The sequence below is a fragment of the Flavobacterium sp. CG_9.10 genome (assembly GCF_015752245.1).
In the GTDB taxonomy this organism is placed as follows: Bacteria; Bacteroidota; Bacteroidia; order Flavobacteriales; family Flavobacteriaceae; genus Flavobacterium.
The window spans coordinates 182011-199148 of sequence record NZ_JADOVD010000007.1 but is presented as its reverse complement, the minus strand read 5'-3'; the positions used below and the strand labels follow the sequence as shown (position 1 = coordinate 199148).

The window sequence follows — 17138 nt, the reverse complement described above, 5'->3', positions numbered from 1 at the left end:
ATTTCTATACCAATGCTTTTTGATTAAAAAAAGTCTATTTTAAAACAGCACGTTTTACACTTTTTACATATAGAAAAGAAATAAATTATTCCATTTTTATTTAAATCATGTAAAATGTGCAATCCGTGCTGTTAAAAACAAACCTTTAAAAATCACCTTTAAGTCTTTGGAACGGCTTCTGTCAAATAAACTACATTACCCACATTTAAGCGGTCAACAAATAAATTAAGATGATTTAGCCTTTGAATAAATTTTGACTTCCCTAAGGGTTTATAATTATCTTCTATGCAAAATGATTTATACATTTTATGCATTTCCGAAATTAAAATATACTTCGTAGCTGATTTTTCGAATCCATTTTCATTAATAAATAATTGTACGCTGTCACTTTGCTTTTCATATTCGCTTCGAGCGTTATCTATTGCTGCACACTTACTAAAATTCTTTTGAATTAATAGTCTGTCAAGTCCTTCTAGTACCCAATTGAAAACACCGGATAATTCAGTTTCAATTATTTTTTTTGATAGTTCCTTGTCCTGTTTACTTTCGGGTATTGTTACATCGAATTCCATGATTAAAAACCTTCTGAAAAAGGCGTTAGTTTGTTCCACTTCTTTGGGCAATTCATTACAATTGAACATTAACTTTGCATAATCATTTAACGTGAATGGATCTCCATAAGGCAAACGTGCTTCAATTGGCTCACCTGATGCCAGTTGCTTGAATATAGATGTTTCAAAATTACTATGTATTTCACTTGCGTAATTTAATAGCTTGCCACTTAGTTTTGCTCTGTGATATCCATTCTCATTAGTCAAACTTTGCAAAGAATAGTTGCTCATATTTTCGCTTCCTAAAAGCGCACTAATGATTTCAAAAAATACGCTTTTGCCATTAGCTCCTGCGCCAAAAAGCATAAGCACTTTTTCAAGTTTCAATATACCTGTTTTAATAAATATATAACCCATGTATTCTGCAAGTACTTTTTGTTTGTCCTTATCTGGTAGCACCTCGTCGAGATACTTTTGAAACAAGGGAGCAGTTGCTACTGTGTCGTATTCAAACGACAATTGGTGAGTGAGAAAATCTTTTTGATCAAAATTCCTTAACCCTCTATTGGCAGGCGTAATTTCAAAAGTACCATTCTGTAAATTGATTAGTACTTCGTCTTTGTTGCTTTTAGGTGTTGTTAGAAATGCGTCTGACATAAACTGTCTAAATAAATCAGATTTGAAGGTATGAATTTTTCCTTTAAATTTCTCAACGCCCATTTTTAAAGCTACTTCTCCCAAGAAAAACTGAAACTGTTCTTTATCGATTTCGGACCAATAAGCCCCATTATAAAGATAGATAAAGCCATTCTTTTTGCATAGTCCCCAATTATTTCGCTTGGCAATATTAATAAGTTCTTCAACGCAAATTATAATATAATGATTTTTTGTAAGTACAAAACTGCTCAATTTCTTTAGCTGTTCTTTCTGTACACTTTTCTCACCTTTTTCACTTATTTCCTCTTCGTTCAAAGAGACACTTTCATTGTCTTCAAGCGGTTTATATTCTTCTTTTTGTTCAGCATTATTTCCATTAAATGCTAAACTTTCAAAATCTATTTTTTCAACACCCTTTATTAGCTCTTGAAAGATCTCATCTGCAGTTTTTGGAAGCGTCACAACACTATTAGATTGTTCTACAAAATTGTCTTCTGTAAAAGGTGCATTTTCTAAATTGTTTGTATCTTTGTCAGAGTCAGAAGATTGGGCGGTGGTTAGTATACTAGTGCTATCCATCGCTTATTTATTTAAAGGTTTAACAGCTGATAATACTTCAGATCGACGGTAAAGTACCCGGTTACCAATTCCATACGAAAGGAGTTTTCCGCTCTTCGTGTGTTTCCAGAGTGAAGTTTTGTTAAAGGACAGCATCTTGCAGACCTCGTCCCGGGTCATCAATTCATTTTCAGGCGCAGTATTTGCAACTTGTTTAGTTTGCAATAATGGTGCTATTGCCTCGGCAAGCTCTTGGAGAGTGATGCCGTTTAAAAAAATTTGTGTGTTCATTTGTACCTTATTTAAGATTAAGGCACAAACAAACTTTAGGGTTATTTTAGGTTTTCCCTAAATCGTTTCATTGAGAGTGAAACCGAGGTTATTGAGATGTTTTTTGACTTTTTGAACTGTTGTAGTTGATTCTAATGGGTTGTTTTTTTGTCCAGCTTGTTTATTGACAATTGGGTTTAACATTGGTTGTAATGTCTGTATTTTTTCACCTGTAATAGCACTCAAAGCTGATGCTAACCCATTTGTTGAAACGTGTTGTTTATTCCTTAAAAAATCAAGAACCCCAAGCTTCTCTAAATAGATTATTTTTTCACTGGCAGATGTATCGGATAAATCTACTAGAAAGTCTTCTGAATCATTATTTTCTATATTTCTGTTTATTTCTTCTATGATCTCCTGCATACAACTTTGAAAATCGCAAATTTTATAATTTATGCGATTATAATCTCTGTAACTAAGATATTCTCCTTTAAAAGCTTTTTCTTTCACCTCAATAATTACGTTTACCATTTCGTAACGCCTTTCGGTGATATGGTCTGTACCCTCAGGAAATGAACTTTTACATCCGTCTTTATCGAAGAGGTTCTCAATTATCTCATCAAATTCTTGGTTCAATTTCTTCTTATTTTCCGCTTTAATTTCTTCCAAGTACAAATCAACAAATTCCGAATTTAGTTCGATAAGTAAGGAGGGTTTAAGATTCTCGGTATTAGCAATAATGTATTTCTTTATCCCAAGTCGAGAGTATGACTTTATATTTTTGTAAAATTCATTTAAGTTAGTCATATCTTGATTTATTGTTTAGCGGTGTTTCTTATAAGTTTCATGACTGGAGTTTTGGATTTTGGCTGAAGTTTACTGAAATATTCTAACATTTGCAACGCATTGTCATGAGAGGTCTTCCCAATGTAAGACAAGAACATTCTTTCGGTTCCGTGTCCTGTTATACCCATAAGTACAGTTGTTGGAATACGACCATAAAAGTTAGTTGCGAAAGAACGCCTGCAAATGTGACTACTTACAACTTCGTATTTCGGATGTACTCCCTTAACTGTGGGTTGATTAAATTTAAGTTTTTTCCGTCCTTTTGTCGGAGTATATAGCTCAGCAGCTTCACAAACATCTTTTATATGTTCGTTAAAATGAACTAATGATATTTTATAAGGCATCCCCTCTTCTAATATTTCTTGTGCTGGTGGAAGAAGTACAATTGACACCAATTTACCAGTCTTTTGCTGCTTTAATTCAATAAATTTCACACCAGCCCGCTCTACGATGTTTTTTTCAGTAATGCTCAACAAATCACCTCCACGTTGCCCAAGCAGGCATCCCAATAACAACCATTTCCGGGCGTTTATAAGTGCGTCTCTTACAAGTGGTGCTTTTTTTATAGCTTCCTGCTCATCATCGCTCAAAAATACCACATCCTCAGGCTCTCGGCTTTCGGATACACCTTTGATATTTTTAATTTGTGGAGAAGTCTCGATATCATTTTTTGATGCATCAAGGCATATTGTTCTAATGTTAGCAATATTTTTTCCTACGTAATTAGTGGAATATCCCAAGCCGAACAACCACATCTTAAACTTTTCAACAAATTTTAAATCTATCTCTTTTATCAATATACTTCTGCACTTGAGTATATCAGTTTCAAAGCGAATAATTGTGTTTTTAAACAGCTTTAGATTCTGAACACGCCCATTACTTAATCCTAGTTCTTTTTTTGCATTTTGTTTGAATGGAGCTTCGTCTATATACTTCTGTATGTACGTTGTCAAAACATCCAATGCGACAACCGGTATTTTTTTATTGAATAAGTCTATCTGAAGTTGTAGCCATTCTCCAGTGAATTCTGTTCCTGAACTAATCCCTGCGTTATAAGCGTTTTCTAAAGATGCTTTTAAATCTCTTAAATTAAAGTTTAAATTCTTAGAGTCTTCATCTTTCAGTTTAGTCCTTTCTTTTTCGTCGTCCCAAAACCTAGAGTCTACAATGAACCCTGTTTTTCTCCAGAGCACGTTTCCTCGCTCAATAGAATATCGAACATAGATATTGGAATTTTGATTTTTGTTCCTAAGTAAGAGTTTAAGAGTAGCCATAAATAAAAATTGAAAAACAAAGATAATTTATTTTGCTAAACATTTGCTAAACATAAAGTGTATTTAAGCGAATTGTTCCGATTTATTGCGGAACAGCAAAATCAGTACTTCCCGCATTATCACTAGATTTATACAACATTAAATTTCGCAATAATACACGGGTAATGTCCCCACCGTGGTCACGAATAAATAAAATACCCAAATTAAATAGTAAAGCTCGTTTTAACTATTTAATTTGGGTATTTTATTTTCAAAGCGGAGCTTTGTTGAGAAGGACGAGGTCAATCTCTACCTATAACAAAGTCATGAAAAATCATAAAGTTTACTTGAAATTATTTTTGAAGCATTTTTATTTTCAAAGCGGATCTTTGTTCGGAAAGACGAAGTCAATCCCAAACATGGTCACGAATAAATAAAAAGCGGAGTTTATCTCAATCCTAGACTTTTGGTATTAAGAACAAAAGATAAGCGGATGAAAAATCAAAAAAAACAAACTTTATAATTATATTCGTACCGTGTTACGAAAAACTATTGCCATATCATTTCTGCTTGTCTTTTTGTGTGCCAACACAGAGATGGGGCAATTATTGAAATTACCCAACTTAATACACCACTTCTTAGAGCATCACGACCATGATGATAATGAACCCAATATTTCATTTAGTGACTTTATAATTATCCATTACAATAATAATCAACAACATTCTGACAAAGATGATCATGACAATCATCAAAATTTACCTTTTAAAACATTAAATTCTTCCCTTAATACGGTATTGGCTTTTGAAAATCCTACAGTGTTCTCATTTTGCGAACCAACTATTATTTTCATAAATAGTACGGTACCATTTTGTCAGGAATTTTATACTTCAGATGTCTTTGCCTGTATCTGGCTCCCCCCTAAATTGAGTTAATGATTTTTTATTTTTAATAATTAATTGGAGATATCCTAGGTATTTCTGATTTCTTATTTGAAATGCTGTTTGCTATTTATCGCGAATGGTACTTTGTATCCATTTCATTAATTTTAAAAGTTATGCTGAATAAAATCATAGAATTTTCTATAAAAAACAAACTCATCATCGGGCTATTTACAGTTGCTCTTATTGGTTACGGTTGTTATCAATTTACAAAATTACCCATCGATGCCGTTCCGGATATTACCGATAATCAGGTGCAGGTAATCACTTCTGCACCATCGTTGGGCGCAACCGATATTGAGAGACTAATAACATTTCCAATCGAGCAAGCGAATAGTAATATTCCTGGATTAAAAGAAATTCGTAGTTTTTCACGTTTCGGATTGTCAGTTGTAACCATTGTCTTTGATGATGCAACTGATGTGTATTGGGCAAGGCAACAAGTAACCGAAAGATTAAGTGCTGTAAAAGACCAAATTCCAAAAGGTATTGGTTCACCTACATTAGCGCCTGTAACTACTGGTCTGGGGGAAATCTATCAATATGTGGTAAGAGCCAAACCTGGCTTCGAGAAAAAATATGATGTAACAGAGTTACGAACCATTCAAGATTGGATTGTTCGCCGCCAATTATTAGGAGTTGAAGGAGTTGCGGAGGTAAGCAGTTTTGGTGGAAAATTAAAGCAATTTGAAATTGCCATAGACCCAAATAAATTACAATCCTTTAATATTACTATTGCGGATGTTTTCACCGCTTTAGAAAAAAACAATCAAAATACAGGCGGTGCTTATATCGAAAAAGGACCAAAGGTTTTATACATCCGAAGTGAAGGATTAATTAGTACGATTGAAAACATAAAAGATATTGCTATTAAAAATACCACTACCGGTAGCCCTTTATTTATTCGCGATGTTGCAGATGTTCGTATTGGAAGTGCCATTCGTTACGGAGCAATGACCTACAACGGCAAAGGAGAAGTTTCGGGCGCGGTCGTTATGATGCTGAAAGGCGCAAATAGTAATATTGTCATAAAAAACATTAAAGAACGAATTGCACAAATTCGAAAGACCCTACCTGAAGGCGTGATTGTGGAACCCTTTTTAGACCGAACAAAAATGGTCAACAATTCCATTTCAACTGTTGGAAAAAACTTAATCGAAGGCGCATTAATTGTGCTTTTTGTCCTAATCTTCTTTTTAGGAAATGTAAGAGCAGGATTAATCGTTGCTTCGGTTATTCCGTTAGCGATGTTGTTTGCAGTTATCCTGATGAATTTATTTGGCGTAAGCGGAAATTTAATGAGTTTAGGTGCATTAGATTTTGGGCTAATTGTGGATGGCGCTGTAATTATTGTGGAAGCCTGTTTGTTTAGTTTACACAGTAAGAAGAATGGAGAAATAACTCAAAATCAAATGGATGGTGTGGTTCTAGAAACGTCAACAAGAATGCGGAATGTAGCCGTTTTTGGCGAATTAATAATTTTGATTGTTTACATTCCAATTTTCACGTTACGCGGTATTGAAGGCAAAATGTTTTTACCAATGGCACAAACCATCGCTTTTGCTTTGTTCGGTGCTTTTGTTTTGTCACTGACTTACATTCCAATGATGACTTCTTTATTTTTAAGTAAAAAAATTACACACAAACAAAATTTCTCCGATAGAATGATGGAAAAATTAGAAAATTTCTATCAACCTCTTTTAACTAAAGCATTGGGAATTCCAAGAATTATAATAGGAACAACATTAGCTTTATTCGTTTTAGCTATCGTTACACTTTCGTTTATGGGTGGCGAGTTTATGCCGTCACTCGAAGAAGGGGATTTTGCGGTAGAAACAAGGGTTTTACCGGGTAGTAATTTACAAACTTCAATGACGGCAATTTCCCAAGGTGCCAAAATATTATTGGATAAATTCCCAGAAGTACAAAAAGTAGTGGGTAAAACTGGTAGCAGTGAAGTCCCAACCGACCCAATGCCTATCGACGCCAGTGATATGATGGTAATTTTGAAAGACAAAAGTGAATGGACATCAGCATCCACCTTCGATGAATTATCAGCAAAAATGGCCAAAGAACTCGAAGCAGTCCCCGGTGTTTCCTATGGATTTCAATATCCAGTTCAAATGCGCTTTAACGAATTAATGACAGGTGCAAGACAAGATGTAGTCTGTAAAATATATGGTGAAAATTTAGATACATTGGCTTTATATGCTACTAAATTAGGAAAGATCGTCCATACCGTTGAAGGCACTTCTGACCTTTATGTCGAGACGGTTACGGGAATGCCTCAAATTGTAATTGAATACGATCGTCCTGCCATTGCACAATATGATTTAAACATTGAAGACATTAATCGAATAGTCAACACTGCATTTGCAGGACAAAGCACAGGATTAATTTACGAAGATGAAAAGCGATTTGATTTAGTGGTTCGCTTGGCAGGAGAAAAAAGACAAGACTTGGCAGATGTTCAAAATTTATTAATTCCTGCGCCAAACGGTGTACAAATTCCATTATCACAGTTGGCAAAAGTTGCAATTACTGAAGGACCAAATCAAATACAAAGAGAAGATGCCAAACGTAGAATTGTGGTTGGTTTTAATGTTCGTGGTCGTGATGTACAAAGTATCGTAAAAGAATTGCAAGAAAAAGTTGCCACAAAAATAAATTTCCCCGCGGGTTACTATCCTACTTATGGTGGTGCTTTTGAAAATCTAAATGCCGCAAAAGACCGACTGCTAATTGCAGTTCCCATTTCGCTAATCTTAATTTTTATTCTTTTGTACTTTGCCTTTAAATCGGTACAACAAGGACTATTGATCTATTCGGCTATTCCGTTGTCAATGATTGGAGGAATATTCTTTTTGGCAATGCGAGGAATGCCATTTAGTATTAGTGCCGGCGTTGGTTTTATTGCCTTATTTGGAGTTGCCGTTTTGAATGGTTTGGTTTTAATTGCCGAATTTAATCGCATCAAAAAATCAGGAGAGACTGATTTAAAAGCAATTGTTTTACAAGGGACTAAAATACGTTTACGACCGGTTCTTATGACAGCTCTTGTGGCCTCACTTGGTTTTTTGCCAATGGCATTGAGCAATGGTTCCGGTGCCGAGGTACAAAAACCATTGGCAACAGTCGTAATTGGCGGATTGATTGTCGCCACTTTCTTAACCTTATTTGTTTTACCAATTTTATATATTATGTTCGAAAAAGGAATAAAATTAAAAACAGAGAAGATAAAATCCATTACAACAATACTAGCAATTGGGTTATTTTTCATTTTTCAAAATGGAACTGCACAAGAAAAAATTACATTAGAGAAGGCCATTGAAACCGCGCTTTCAAATAATGTAAAAATCAAAAATGGAAAGCTAAATTCAGCCTATCTACAAAAAATGACCAAAACGGGCTATGATATTCCAGATACAGGAATTATTGGAGAATATGGACAGTTTAACAGTGCTATGAATGATATGAAAATCGGAATTTCACAAAACATAAAATTCCCGACGGTTTATAAAAGACAAAAACAGCTTTTAGTGGAAGAGGCTAAAATGGGACAGTGGAATGAAGATTTGCAGCGAAAGGAATTGACAAATCAAGTTACAACCGTATTTTATGAAATAATTTATCTACAGGAAAAAGAAAAATTACTGCAAAAAAGTGATAGTATTTTTTCTGAATTTTTACGAAAATCGATGCTTCGTTTCGAAAAAGGAGAAAGCAACATTTTAGAAAAAGCAACTGCCGAAAATCAATCGGGACAAATAAAACTGCAGTTGAAGGAAATACAAAGCGATTATAAAATGTTTCAATTGCAGTTCAACTATTTGTTAAATGCAGAGACCGATTTTATCCCTTTTGCCCCTATTTTCAAAATGGAATATAATGGAAGTGAGGATGAAAGAACAATTACAGATCATCCGAGTGTAAAATTAAAAGAGCAAGAAGTCAAAAACAATATAGCGCTCGTCTCTTTAGAAAAATCGAAAAGATTACCTGAATTTATTGGCGGTGTTTATTGGCAATCTTTTAAAACCAATACTAGCTTTCAAGATAGTAACACCGGAATTTACGGTCAGTTTGGAATTGCTTTGCCTTTATTTAATTCGGCTATACCGAACAAGCAAAAGGCCTTCGAAATAAATACTCAAATCGCGGAAAATAGTTTAATTAATGAAAAATTAAAACTGCAAAATCAGTATCAGGAATTGCTTCATGAATATAAAAAGGACAAAGAAACCGTATTGTACTATGAAAATCAGGCCTTGAAAAATGTGGATTTGATAACCAATGCGGCCAATAAGAAATTCATTAATGGCGACATCAATTATCTGGAATGGGTAATGCTAATCAATCAAAACACAGCAATTCAAAGCAATTATATTGAAGCGGTCAGAAAAGAAAATCAAACCATCATTATTTTACTGAATTTAATATCAAAATAAAATGACATCAAAGATTATTACATCCGTTCGCCTTTTAGGCTCGGGTCACGAACACAAAAAAAACAATATTAAAATGGTAAGTAAACATCTATTTATAACAATTACGGCCGTTTTAATTCTTTCTTCTTGTGGAAATAAAAAAACAGAAAGCGAAGTTGAAGCCAAACCAACCACCGAGAACACGACGACACTAAGCGATGCGCAACTAAAAAATGCTGGTATTCAAACTGGAAAAATAGAGAAAAAAGAAATATCGGCAACGCTAAAGTTAAACGGAAAAATCGACGTGCCACCACAAAATTTAGTTTCCATTAGTGTACCAATGGGTGGTTATCTGAAAAACACCAAATTACTCGAAGGAATGTATGTGAATAAGGGTCAGGTATTGTGCGTAGTTGAAGACCAACAATACATTCAATTGCAGGAAGATTATCTCTTGGCGAAAGCAAAAATTGGCTATGCCAAAGCAGAATTTGAAAGACAAAAAGAACTCAATCAAAGCAAAGCCAGCAGCGACAAGGTCTATCAACAAGCACAAGCCGAATACAATTCACTTTCGGTGATAGTGCAATCCTATGGAGAGAAACTAAAATTTGCAGGGATTAATCCGAATAATGTTTCGACGAAATCCATTTCAAAAAGCATCAATATTTATTCACCAATAAGCGGATATGTTTCTAAAGTCAATGTAAATATTGGTAAATATGTTAGCCCGAGTGATATTCTTTTTGAAATTGTAAATCCAACAGACATCCATTTAGCACTAACCGTTTTTGAAAAAGACATTAATAAATTAACTATTGGGCAATCCCTTGTTGCTTATACGAACACAAATCCTAGCAAAACTTATCCGTGTAAAATTATTCTAATAGGTCAGGACTTTTCTGAGAATAAAAGTACCATAATACACTGTCATTTTACAAATTATGACAAAGCTCTATTGCCAGGAATGTATATGAATGCCGAAATAGAATTAAACAGCCAACTTTCTAATGTCTTACCATCGGATGCCGTTGTGAATTTTGAAAATAAAAATTACATTTTTGTTGCTAAAGGAAATAAGCAATTTGAAATGAAAGAAGTGAACACGGGAAATACCGAAAATGGTTTTACTGAACTTATTGCAAACGACGATCTTAAAGGTAAAAATATTGTGATAAAAGGGGCGTACGCCATTTTGATGAAAATAAAAAATGTAGAAGATTAATACTAAAATGATAAACATAACAGCACCATTAAAATCCCTTAGAGAACCACTATTTGCAAAATTATATGTGGCGCAAACTATAAGTCTTTTGGGCGATGCGTTTACATGGGTAGGAATCGCACTTTTGGCATTTGAATTTGGCGGTGGTCAATCGGCACAAATATTAGCGACAGCATTGACCTTGCGAGTAACTGCTTTTATCATTTTTGGTTCCTTTTCAGGTGTAATCGCTGACCGATTTAACCGAAAATGGATCATGATTTGTGCTGATTTGGCCCGAATTGTAATTGTGTTTTTATTTCCATTTGTTAAAGAATTATGGCAAGTATATGTACTTATTTTTCTACTCAATGTGTTCAATGCATTCTTCACACCGGCATACAAAGCGAGTATTCCGCAACTGATTTGTAAAAAGGAAAACTACGGAAATGCAATCGCACTTTCCAACGGAACTTGGCAATTATTAGGCATACTTGGACCAGGATTAGCAGGAGGTCTGGCCGTGTTTTTTGGTTCAAGACAATTGTTTTTTTTCGATGGATTTACGTTCGTAATTTCCACATTTTTAGTGTTCTTAATTCCAATGCAATCTTTGAAATACGATAAAATTCAATCGCCTTCCCCTTTCTTAAACATCTGGAAAGACATTAAAAATGGAACTACATTACTATTTAAAAATAGGTCAATTCGGTTTTCTCTATTAATAGAATTAGTTGCGGCAATAGCAGGAGCGCAATTATTGGTAAATACGATAGGACACATCAAAGGCGATTTGCAATTAACCAATATAGAATACGGTTGGGCTATGACCGCTTTTGGGATTGGAGCAACAATAGCAGCATTTTCAGCCAATGCGATTGATAAAACAAAAACGAAAACAAAATTGTTGCTTTTTGGAGCATTTATGTTAGCACTTTCGATTTCATTTGCCAATTATGTACCGTTTAAAGTTTTATTGGTTTTTTGGATAATTGCAGGATTAGGACAAAGCTTTACGGAAATGCCATCACAAATTTTGATTGCTGAGAATATTGATTTAGAGCAGCAAGGCAAAGTGTATGGAAGTCATTTTGCATGGTCACATCTGTGGTGGGCAATTGGTTATCCGATAGCAGGTTTTACTGGTACTTATTTCAAAAATAATGATTTTTTTATTGGAGGAATGGGAACATTACTCCTGTTAACAATACTTTGTTTCTATTTATTTGTGATTAGTAGAAAAAAGGAATCAGTATAATCAAGAATTTACTTAATTTTCAAAATTGGCGTTTTAATTAAAAAAACGTCTTTTCGAAATAGCATTTTTTACCACAGTGCGCTATAAAATGACATGTTGGAATTTTTAAGCTTATTTGCCACTATAAATCCCTAAACTATAAAATCTAGAAAAAATATCTGACCCTCCCGTGTTTCTGCAAATAAAATAACACATCAATTTGTCTATTTGTAGTATCTTTTCTATATATTTGAAACAACCAACCTATTGCTTATCAAATAAGTACACATCAAAAGACATTCTTAGAATAATTTTGCTGGTCCTATGTCCAAGTTAGCAGCAGCCGTACATTACAACCAAACCAGAAAACCAAATATTGAATTATGAAAAAAATAAAATCGTACCTCTTATTATTTACAATTAGTGCATTATTATTAAGTACCAATTTATCGGCTCAAATTACTACATCAGAAGTAGATGCACTGGTAGAAAAAGCAATGAAGGAATTCAAAGTTGTTGGAGTTGCTGTAGCAATTGTCAAAGATGGAAAAATCATTCACGAAAAGGGATATGGCGTAAAATCCATCGACACAAAACTTCCAGTTGACGCATATACCAATTTTCAGATTGCTTCCAACAGTAAGGCATTTACAACTGCGGCTTTGGCAATTTTAGTTGATGAAGGAAAAATATCATGGAAAGATAAAGTGAAAACATATCTACCAGAATTTAAGATGTATAATGATTATGTAACCGAGAATTTTTCAATTGAAGATTTGTTATGCCATCGCAGTGGTTTGGGTCTAGGAGTAGGAGATTTAAATAGTTTCCCTGATGGTTCCAACTTCACTATAAAGGATGTTTTGACGAGTTTCCAATATTTCAAACCGGTCTCTGCTTTTAGAACGCAGTTTGACTATGACAATCAACTCTATTTTGTGGCTGGCGAATTAGTTTCGAGAATAAGTGGAAAGAGTTGGGAGCAATTTGTTCAAACAAGAATTATGACACCCTTGCAAATGAATAATTCCTATTCTACAATTACGATTATGAAAGATAAAACAAATTTGGCAGTACCACATTCCACTGAAGGAATTGGAAACGGTAGTATAAGAAAGATTGCTACCTTTCAAGAGATGATAAACGGAGCAGCAGGCGGTATATTATCTAATGTTGATGATATGTCAAAATGGATGATTATGCAGTTAAATAAAGGCAAGTACGGCGTCAATTTAGAGAAACAACTATTTACCGTAGCAAGACAAAAAGAAATGTGGAAAATTCATACTGTATTGGATGCGAACTCTAACCCAAGGTACAATTCACATTTTGCGGGTTATGGTTTAGGATGGGATTTGACTGATATCAAAGGAAATTTAAGTGTTTCGCATACCGGTGGATTGCCCGGCATGTTATCAAAAGTAAGTTTAATTCCGGATAAGAATTTAGGCATCGTAGTACTAACGAATACTGAAAATGGCGGTGGCGCACTATTTTCGGCAGTTGTCAATACAATTGTCGATAGCTATCTGGAATTGGATAAAATTGATTATGTAGAAAAATACGCCAAAATTATTGCGAGCAGAAAAAGCAATGCCGATTCAATAACTTCTAACGTATGGAAAGAAGTTGAGTTAGCGAAAAAGACCAAAATTAATCTACAAGATTATGTAGGGATATATGAAGACAATTGGTTTGGCAAAATTGAAATATTTTTAAAGGGAGACCAACCATGGTTCAAATCATATCGTTCACCAAAACTAAACGGACCAATGAGTTTTTATAAAGCAAACACTTTTGCTATTAAATGGGAATACCAGGATATGCCTTGTGACGCTTTTGCCATGTTTAGTTTAGACGAGGTTGGGAAAGCACAAAGCATAAAGATGAAAGGTATTTCGCCTGCTATCGATTTTAGTTTTGACTTTCAGGATTTGGACTTGCAACGGGTAAAAAAATAAAAAGCCAGCTTTTAACAGCAACAAGTCGCGGGGAATCGCATCGCACTTAATTTTAAATTTTTAATAAAAAAAATCTTAGTTATCATAGCCTTTTAAGGAATTGGTTTAGAATCATTTGTGTCATCAAAAATAAAAGTTATCAAAGCTGGAAAACTTATTGATTTTGAAAATGAAAAAGTCCTTTTTGACCAAATAATTTTGATCAAAGAAAACAATAATAAAAACAAAGGAGTTGCCCGTAAAATACCAGAAAATCCGGGAACAAAATTCACCATAAAAAAATTTACTCAACGCAGTATTATTGGGAAGTTCAAAACCTCTAAATACATCGGTTAATAGAATGGAAAAATAGGCTAAAACACAGAAATAATAAATTAAGTGAATTCCAATGGTTACTGCCAATTTCAATACAAATATTCAATAAGAAAAAATAAAAAAGCGTCCAAAATCTGGACGCTTTTACATTGGATAAATATCTATTTAATTGCTACTTTTTATTTTGAAGCGGAACTTTGTTGAAAAGACGAAAGAAATACTTTTACAACTCATTATATTTTAGCTGATGACATTCAATAGCTTCCTTCAAGCTTTGCTAAAAGAGCCATCACTATTAAAATTCCAATAGATAAACCCGCAGCTATAATAAAAAAGGTACCTAAATATAAAAATAGTTTGTTGTTTTTATACTCTTTTCTTATTAGATCACTATTTCCAATTCTATCTTCAGTTACAGCCATTTTTTAAACAATAATGAATTTATAAATACAATACTAAAAATCTATTTTAATACAAAGGAACTAGTATAATGTTGTTTAGACAATACCAACTTTTAGTGATTTTTTTAAAAATTTAATCTATTGCGTTTATTAATTAAACTAAGATTCCTACAACTCCAATTTCGTATTTAATGACACATAAACACCTCACAAACAGCGTTTAACTTATATTATATATCTTTTAAAACTTATTTAAAAATGCATTATAGGCAAATATCATCGAATCTTATCTTTAAATGATTACCACAAAAAAAGCGCCTCGGTAAATTACCGAGACGCTCATAGTTATATGAAAGTCATTCTATTTTTTAAGCAGTTCCTGCAAAGGTTTTAACTGTTCCATATCGATTTTAGATTCTTTTAAAACCGAAAGCATCGTCATAATATTATTGGGATTCATATCTTTTCCCAGAATTCGAACCACTGCAAAACCCGTTTCTTTCCTATTGGCGAAAAGCACAAACTCTTCTATATGTTCATCTGTACCCACAAAACTTACAGAAGCACCTTCTTTACCGGAACCAAACTTCATAAGCTGTTGGTACTTTTTATCCTTTAAAATCAAATTTACTTTAGCGCGTTCCACTTCAAATTGCGCTTTGTTGGCTCCATTCAGTTTAAAAGCCAATACATTCATCTTTTCAAAGGACTTCAAAGCTCCGTTTTGCTCCGCAGATAGTTTGGCTTTATCCACATTCAATATACTTGGAGAAACATCCAAAGCAATGAAATTCTTGTTTTCTAAATTTTCTACAAAGTATTTCTGCAATGTAGGCTCGGAGTTGCAACTGATCAAAAACAAGCTGAAGAGTAGCGCTATGGTATAAAAAGATTTCATCTTACTTTTTACCTCTTGTTGCTTTCTTCAAATCATCCCCGCCAGGAATTCTCATTTTATCCGTAAGAATCGAAATTTCATTCAAATCGAAATCACCGGTCAAAGACATTAAAACGGTATTGTCATTTTTCGCTCCTTCAATAAACATCAGGAGTTCTCTAATTTTAGAGTCCGTCGCTCCCGACTTTACCAATATTTTAATGTTTTTACCGCTGTCATTTACGCGCATCAACTCTTCTAGTCCGGCAGTTTTTATGTACTTCTCAGCTGTAGCTCTCATTTCATTTTCTACTCTGGTACTTTTGGTTGTAAAAACTTTAAGGTTGTCTAATTTTTTTATCAAATTCATGTATTGTTGTGTTTCTTTGTCAGAAGCATCAACTTTTACTTTACTCATCAAGTCAAACATTTTTCTGTTGACAATAATTGAAGTCACATCGTCTTGTCCGTCGAATTTATCAAAAGCCGCTTGAGCAAAAAATGGACTTGAAACTAATACTATTACTAATGTTATTATAAATTTTTTCATTTTTCTATTTTTTATTTTATTGTTTAAAAATTAATTCTTTTGATTCTTGGTATTCTTCAACATACTTTACACTTTCTATGCCAACATTTACATGTTTTGATAATAAGTCTAATGCTTTTTGTGTTTGTCTAAAGGCAACCTCAGGATCATCATACGTTCCTAAATCTTGCTTCTCACTTGCATTATCATAATTATAAAACACATACGTTCCTATTCCCAACAAAACAACAACAGAAGCGGCAATTGATAACCACGCTACATTACGTTTTTTACCCTCCTCTCGAAACTTAGGGATTGCGTGTAAGGCGATTTCTTGTCTCAACTTTTGTTCTTTTGCAAGAGATAAATAACCAAACATAGGCTTGTATTGTTCTAAATGCTGCGCAACATCCACTGAAGAAAAATAAGTACGTAATTCATTTTCTTCAACAATACTGGTTTCCCCTTGAAAGTATTTTTCTACTAGTATTTCTATTTTATTTAATTCCATAATTGTGCGTTTTTGTCATGCTTTCTCTTATCGTTTTTCTTGCTCTTGAAAGTGCCACGCGAACGGCTGTTTCATTCATCTCCACTATTTTTGCGATTTCCGCAAATTCATATTGTTCTATATCCCGCATCTGAATTAGTATTCGCTGCTGTTCCGGTAACTGGTTGATTATTTTTTCCACCCAATTTAAACTATCAACATCTTCTACTTTTTTATCTAAGCTAGGCTCTCTATCAGTAAAATTAGTATGAACGATTTTTAGGTTTCCTGCTCTCTTTGATTTTAATTGGTCTAAACAATAATTTTTTGTCATTGTCATCGCAACAGCTTCTACACTGTTAAAACCATCCAAACTTCCATTTTTACTCCACAACTTTACCAAAACTTCTTGAGTAGCATCTTCGGCTTCCTCCGTGCTTGTCAGCAATCGCTTAGCCAGTCTAAAAACTTTGTCTTTGAATGGATTGGTTAGCTGCACAAACTCATTTTGGTTCATAAAGAGTATTTATTAAAGCGGTTATATTATAAAGACGATACATGTTTCTTTTTGTTACAAAGAAGAGAAAATAAAACTAAAGTTAGTATTTTTACGTTTAT

At 33.8% G+C, this 17138-nt stretch carries 15 protein-coding genes; 6 read left to right on the top strand and 9 right to left on the bottom strand.

Annotation, left to right across the window (positions count from 1 at the left end; genetic code table 11):
* Nucleotides 1-158 precede the first annotated feature (158 nt).
* From IWX84_RS08150 to IWX84_RS08135, 4 genes are read right to left on the bottom strand one after another with little or no spacing between them, the layout of a single operon-like run.
* Nucleotides 159-1787: a phage/plasmid primase, P4 family gene (locus IWX84_RS08150; RefSeq protein ID WP_196850240.1), complete on the bottom strand. Its 1629-nt coding sequence runs from the start codon at nucleotides 1785-1787 to the stop codon at nucleotides 159-161.
* Nucleotides 1788-1790: 3 nt separating this feature from the next.
* On the bottom strand, nucleotides 1791-2057 hold the full coding sequence (locus IWX84_RS08145; RefSeq protein WP_196850239.1) for a helix-turn-helix domain-containing protein: 267 nt from the start codon (nucleotides 2055-2057) through the stop codon (nucleotides 1791-1793).
* 57 nt (nucleotides 2058-2114) lie between these two features.
* On the bottom strand, nucleotides 2115-2843 hold the full coding sequence (locus IWX84_RS08140; protein WP_196850238.1) for a hypothetical protein: 729 nt from the start codon (nucleotides 2841-2843) through the stop codon (nucleotides 2115-2117).
* A gap of 8 nt (nucleotides 2844-2851) precedes the next feature.
* The gene (locus tag IWX84_RS08135; protein ID WP_196850237.1) at nucleotides 2852-4156 is read right to left on the bottom strand and encodes a phage integrase SAM-like domain-containing protein; all 1305 of its coding nucleotides are present in this window, start codon (nucleotides 4154-4156) and stop codon (nucleotides 2852-2854) included.
* Nucleotides 4157-4671: 515 nt separating this feature from the next.
* On the opposite strand from IWX84_RS08135, the gene IWX84_RS08130 reads away from it, so the two are divergent.
* The 6 genes from IWX84_RS08130 to IWX84_RS08105 all read left to right on the top strand — a co-directional run bounded on the left by IWX84_RS08130 (nucleotide 4672) and on the right by IWX84_RS08105 (nucleotide 14244).
* Nucleotides 4672-5070, top strand: a complete 399-nt coding sequence (locus IWX84_RS08130) for a hypothetical protein (RefSeq protein ID WP_317192112.1) — start codon at nucleotides 4672-4674, stop codon at nucleotides 5068-5070.
* 122 nt (nucleotides 5071-5192) lie between these two features.
* Nucleotides 5193-9524 carry a CusA/CzcA family heavy metal efflux RND transporter gene (locus IWX84_RS08125; RefSeq protein WP_196850236.1) on the top strand — a complete coding sequence of 1444 codons (4332 nt, stop codon included), beginning with the start codon at nucleotides 5193-5195 and terminating at the stop codon, nucleotides 9522-9524.
* Between the two features lies 1 nt (nucleotide 9525).
* The gene (locus tag IWX84_RS08120) at nucleotides 9526-10731 is read left to right on the top strand and encodes an efflux RND transporter periplasmic adaptor subunit (protein WP_231385446.1); all 1206 of its coding nucleotides are present in this window, start codon (nucleotides 9526-9528) and stop codon (nucleotides 10729-10731) included.
* A 7-nt stretch (nucleotides 10732-10738) separates the two neighbouring features.
* The gene (locus IWX84_RS08115) at nucleotides 10739-11968 is read left to right on the top strand and encodes an MFS transporter (RefSeq protein ID WP_196850235.1); all 1230 of its coding nucleotides are present in this window, start codon (nucleotides 10739-10741) and stop codon (nucleotides 11966-11968) included.
* 362 nt (nucleotides 11969-12330) lie between these two features.
* Nucleotides 12331-13908: a serine hydrolase gene (locus IWX84_RS08110; RefSeq protein ID WP_196850234.1), complete on the top strand. Its 1578-nt coding sequence runs from the start codon at nucleotides 12331-12333 to the stop codon at nucleotides 13906-13908.
* Nucleotides 13909-14025: 117 nt separating this feature from the next.
* Nucleotides 14026-14244, top strand: coding sequence for a hypothetical protein (locus tag IWX84_RS08105; RefSeq protein ID WP_196850233.1), 219 nt, complete (start codon nucleotides 14026-14028; stop codon nucleotides 14242-14244).
* Between the two features lie 233 nt (nucleotides 14245-14477).
* Here IWX84_RS08105 and IWX84_RS08100 read toward each other — a convergent pair whose 3' ends face one another.
* The 5 genes from IWX84_RS08100 to IWX84_RS08080 all read right to left on the bottom strand — a co-directional run bounded on the left by IWX84_RS08100 (nucleotide 14478) and on the right by IWX84_RS08080 (nucleotide 17037).
* A complete protein-coding gene (locus IWX84_RS08100) occupies nucleotides 14478-14645 on the bottom strand; it encodes a hypothetical protein (RefSeq protein ID WP_196850232.1) in 168 nt (55 codons plus the stop codon).
* Between the two features lie 340 nt (nucleotides 14646-14985).
* Nucleotides 14986-15522, bottom strand: coding sequence for a DUF4252 domain-containing protein (locus tag IWX84_RS08095; RefSeq protein ID WP_196850231.1), 537 nt, complete (start codon nucleotides 15520-15522; stop codon nucleotides 14986-14988).
* 1 nt (nucleotide 15523) lies between these two features.
* Nucleotides 15524-16051 carry a DUF4252 domain-containing protein gene (locus tag IWX84_RS08090; RefSeq protein ID WP_196850230.1) on the bottom strand — a complete coding sequence of 176 codons (528 nt, stop codon included), beginning with the start codon at nucleotides 16049-16051 and terminating at the stop codon, nucleotides 15524-15526.
* Between the two features lie 16 nt (nucleotides 16052-16067).
* Nucleotides 16068-16541 carry a hypothetical protein gene (locus IWX84_RS08085; RefSeq protein WP_196850229.1) on the bottom strand — a complete coding sequence of 158 codons (474 nt, stop codon included), beginning with the start codon at nucleotides 16539-16541 and terminating at the stop codon, nucleotides 16068-16070.
* On the bottom strand, nucleotides 16528-17037 hold the full coding sequence (locus IWX84_RS08080) for an RNA polymerase sigma factor (RefSeq protein WP_196850228.1): 510 nt from the start codon (nucleotides 17035-17037) through the stop codon (nucleotides 16528-16530). The genes IWX84_RS08085 and IWX84_RS08080 overlap by 14 nt, the downstream gene beginning before the upstream one ends.
* Nucleotides 17038-17138 lie beyond the last annotated feature (101 nt).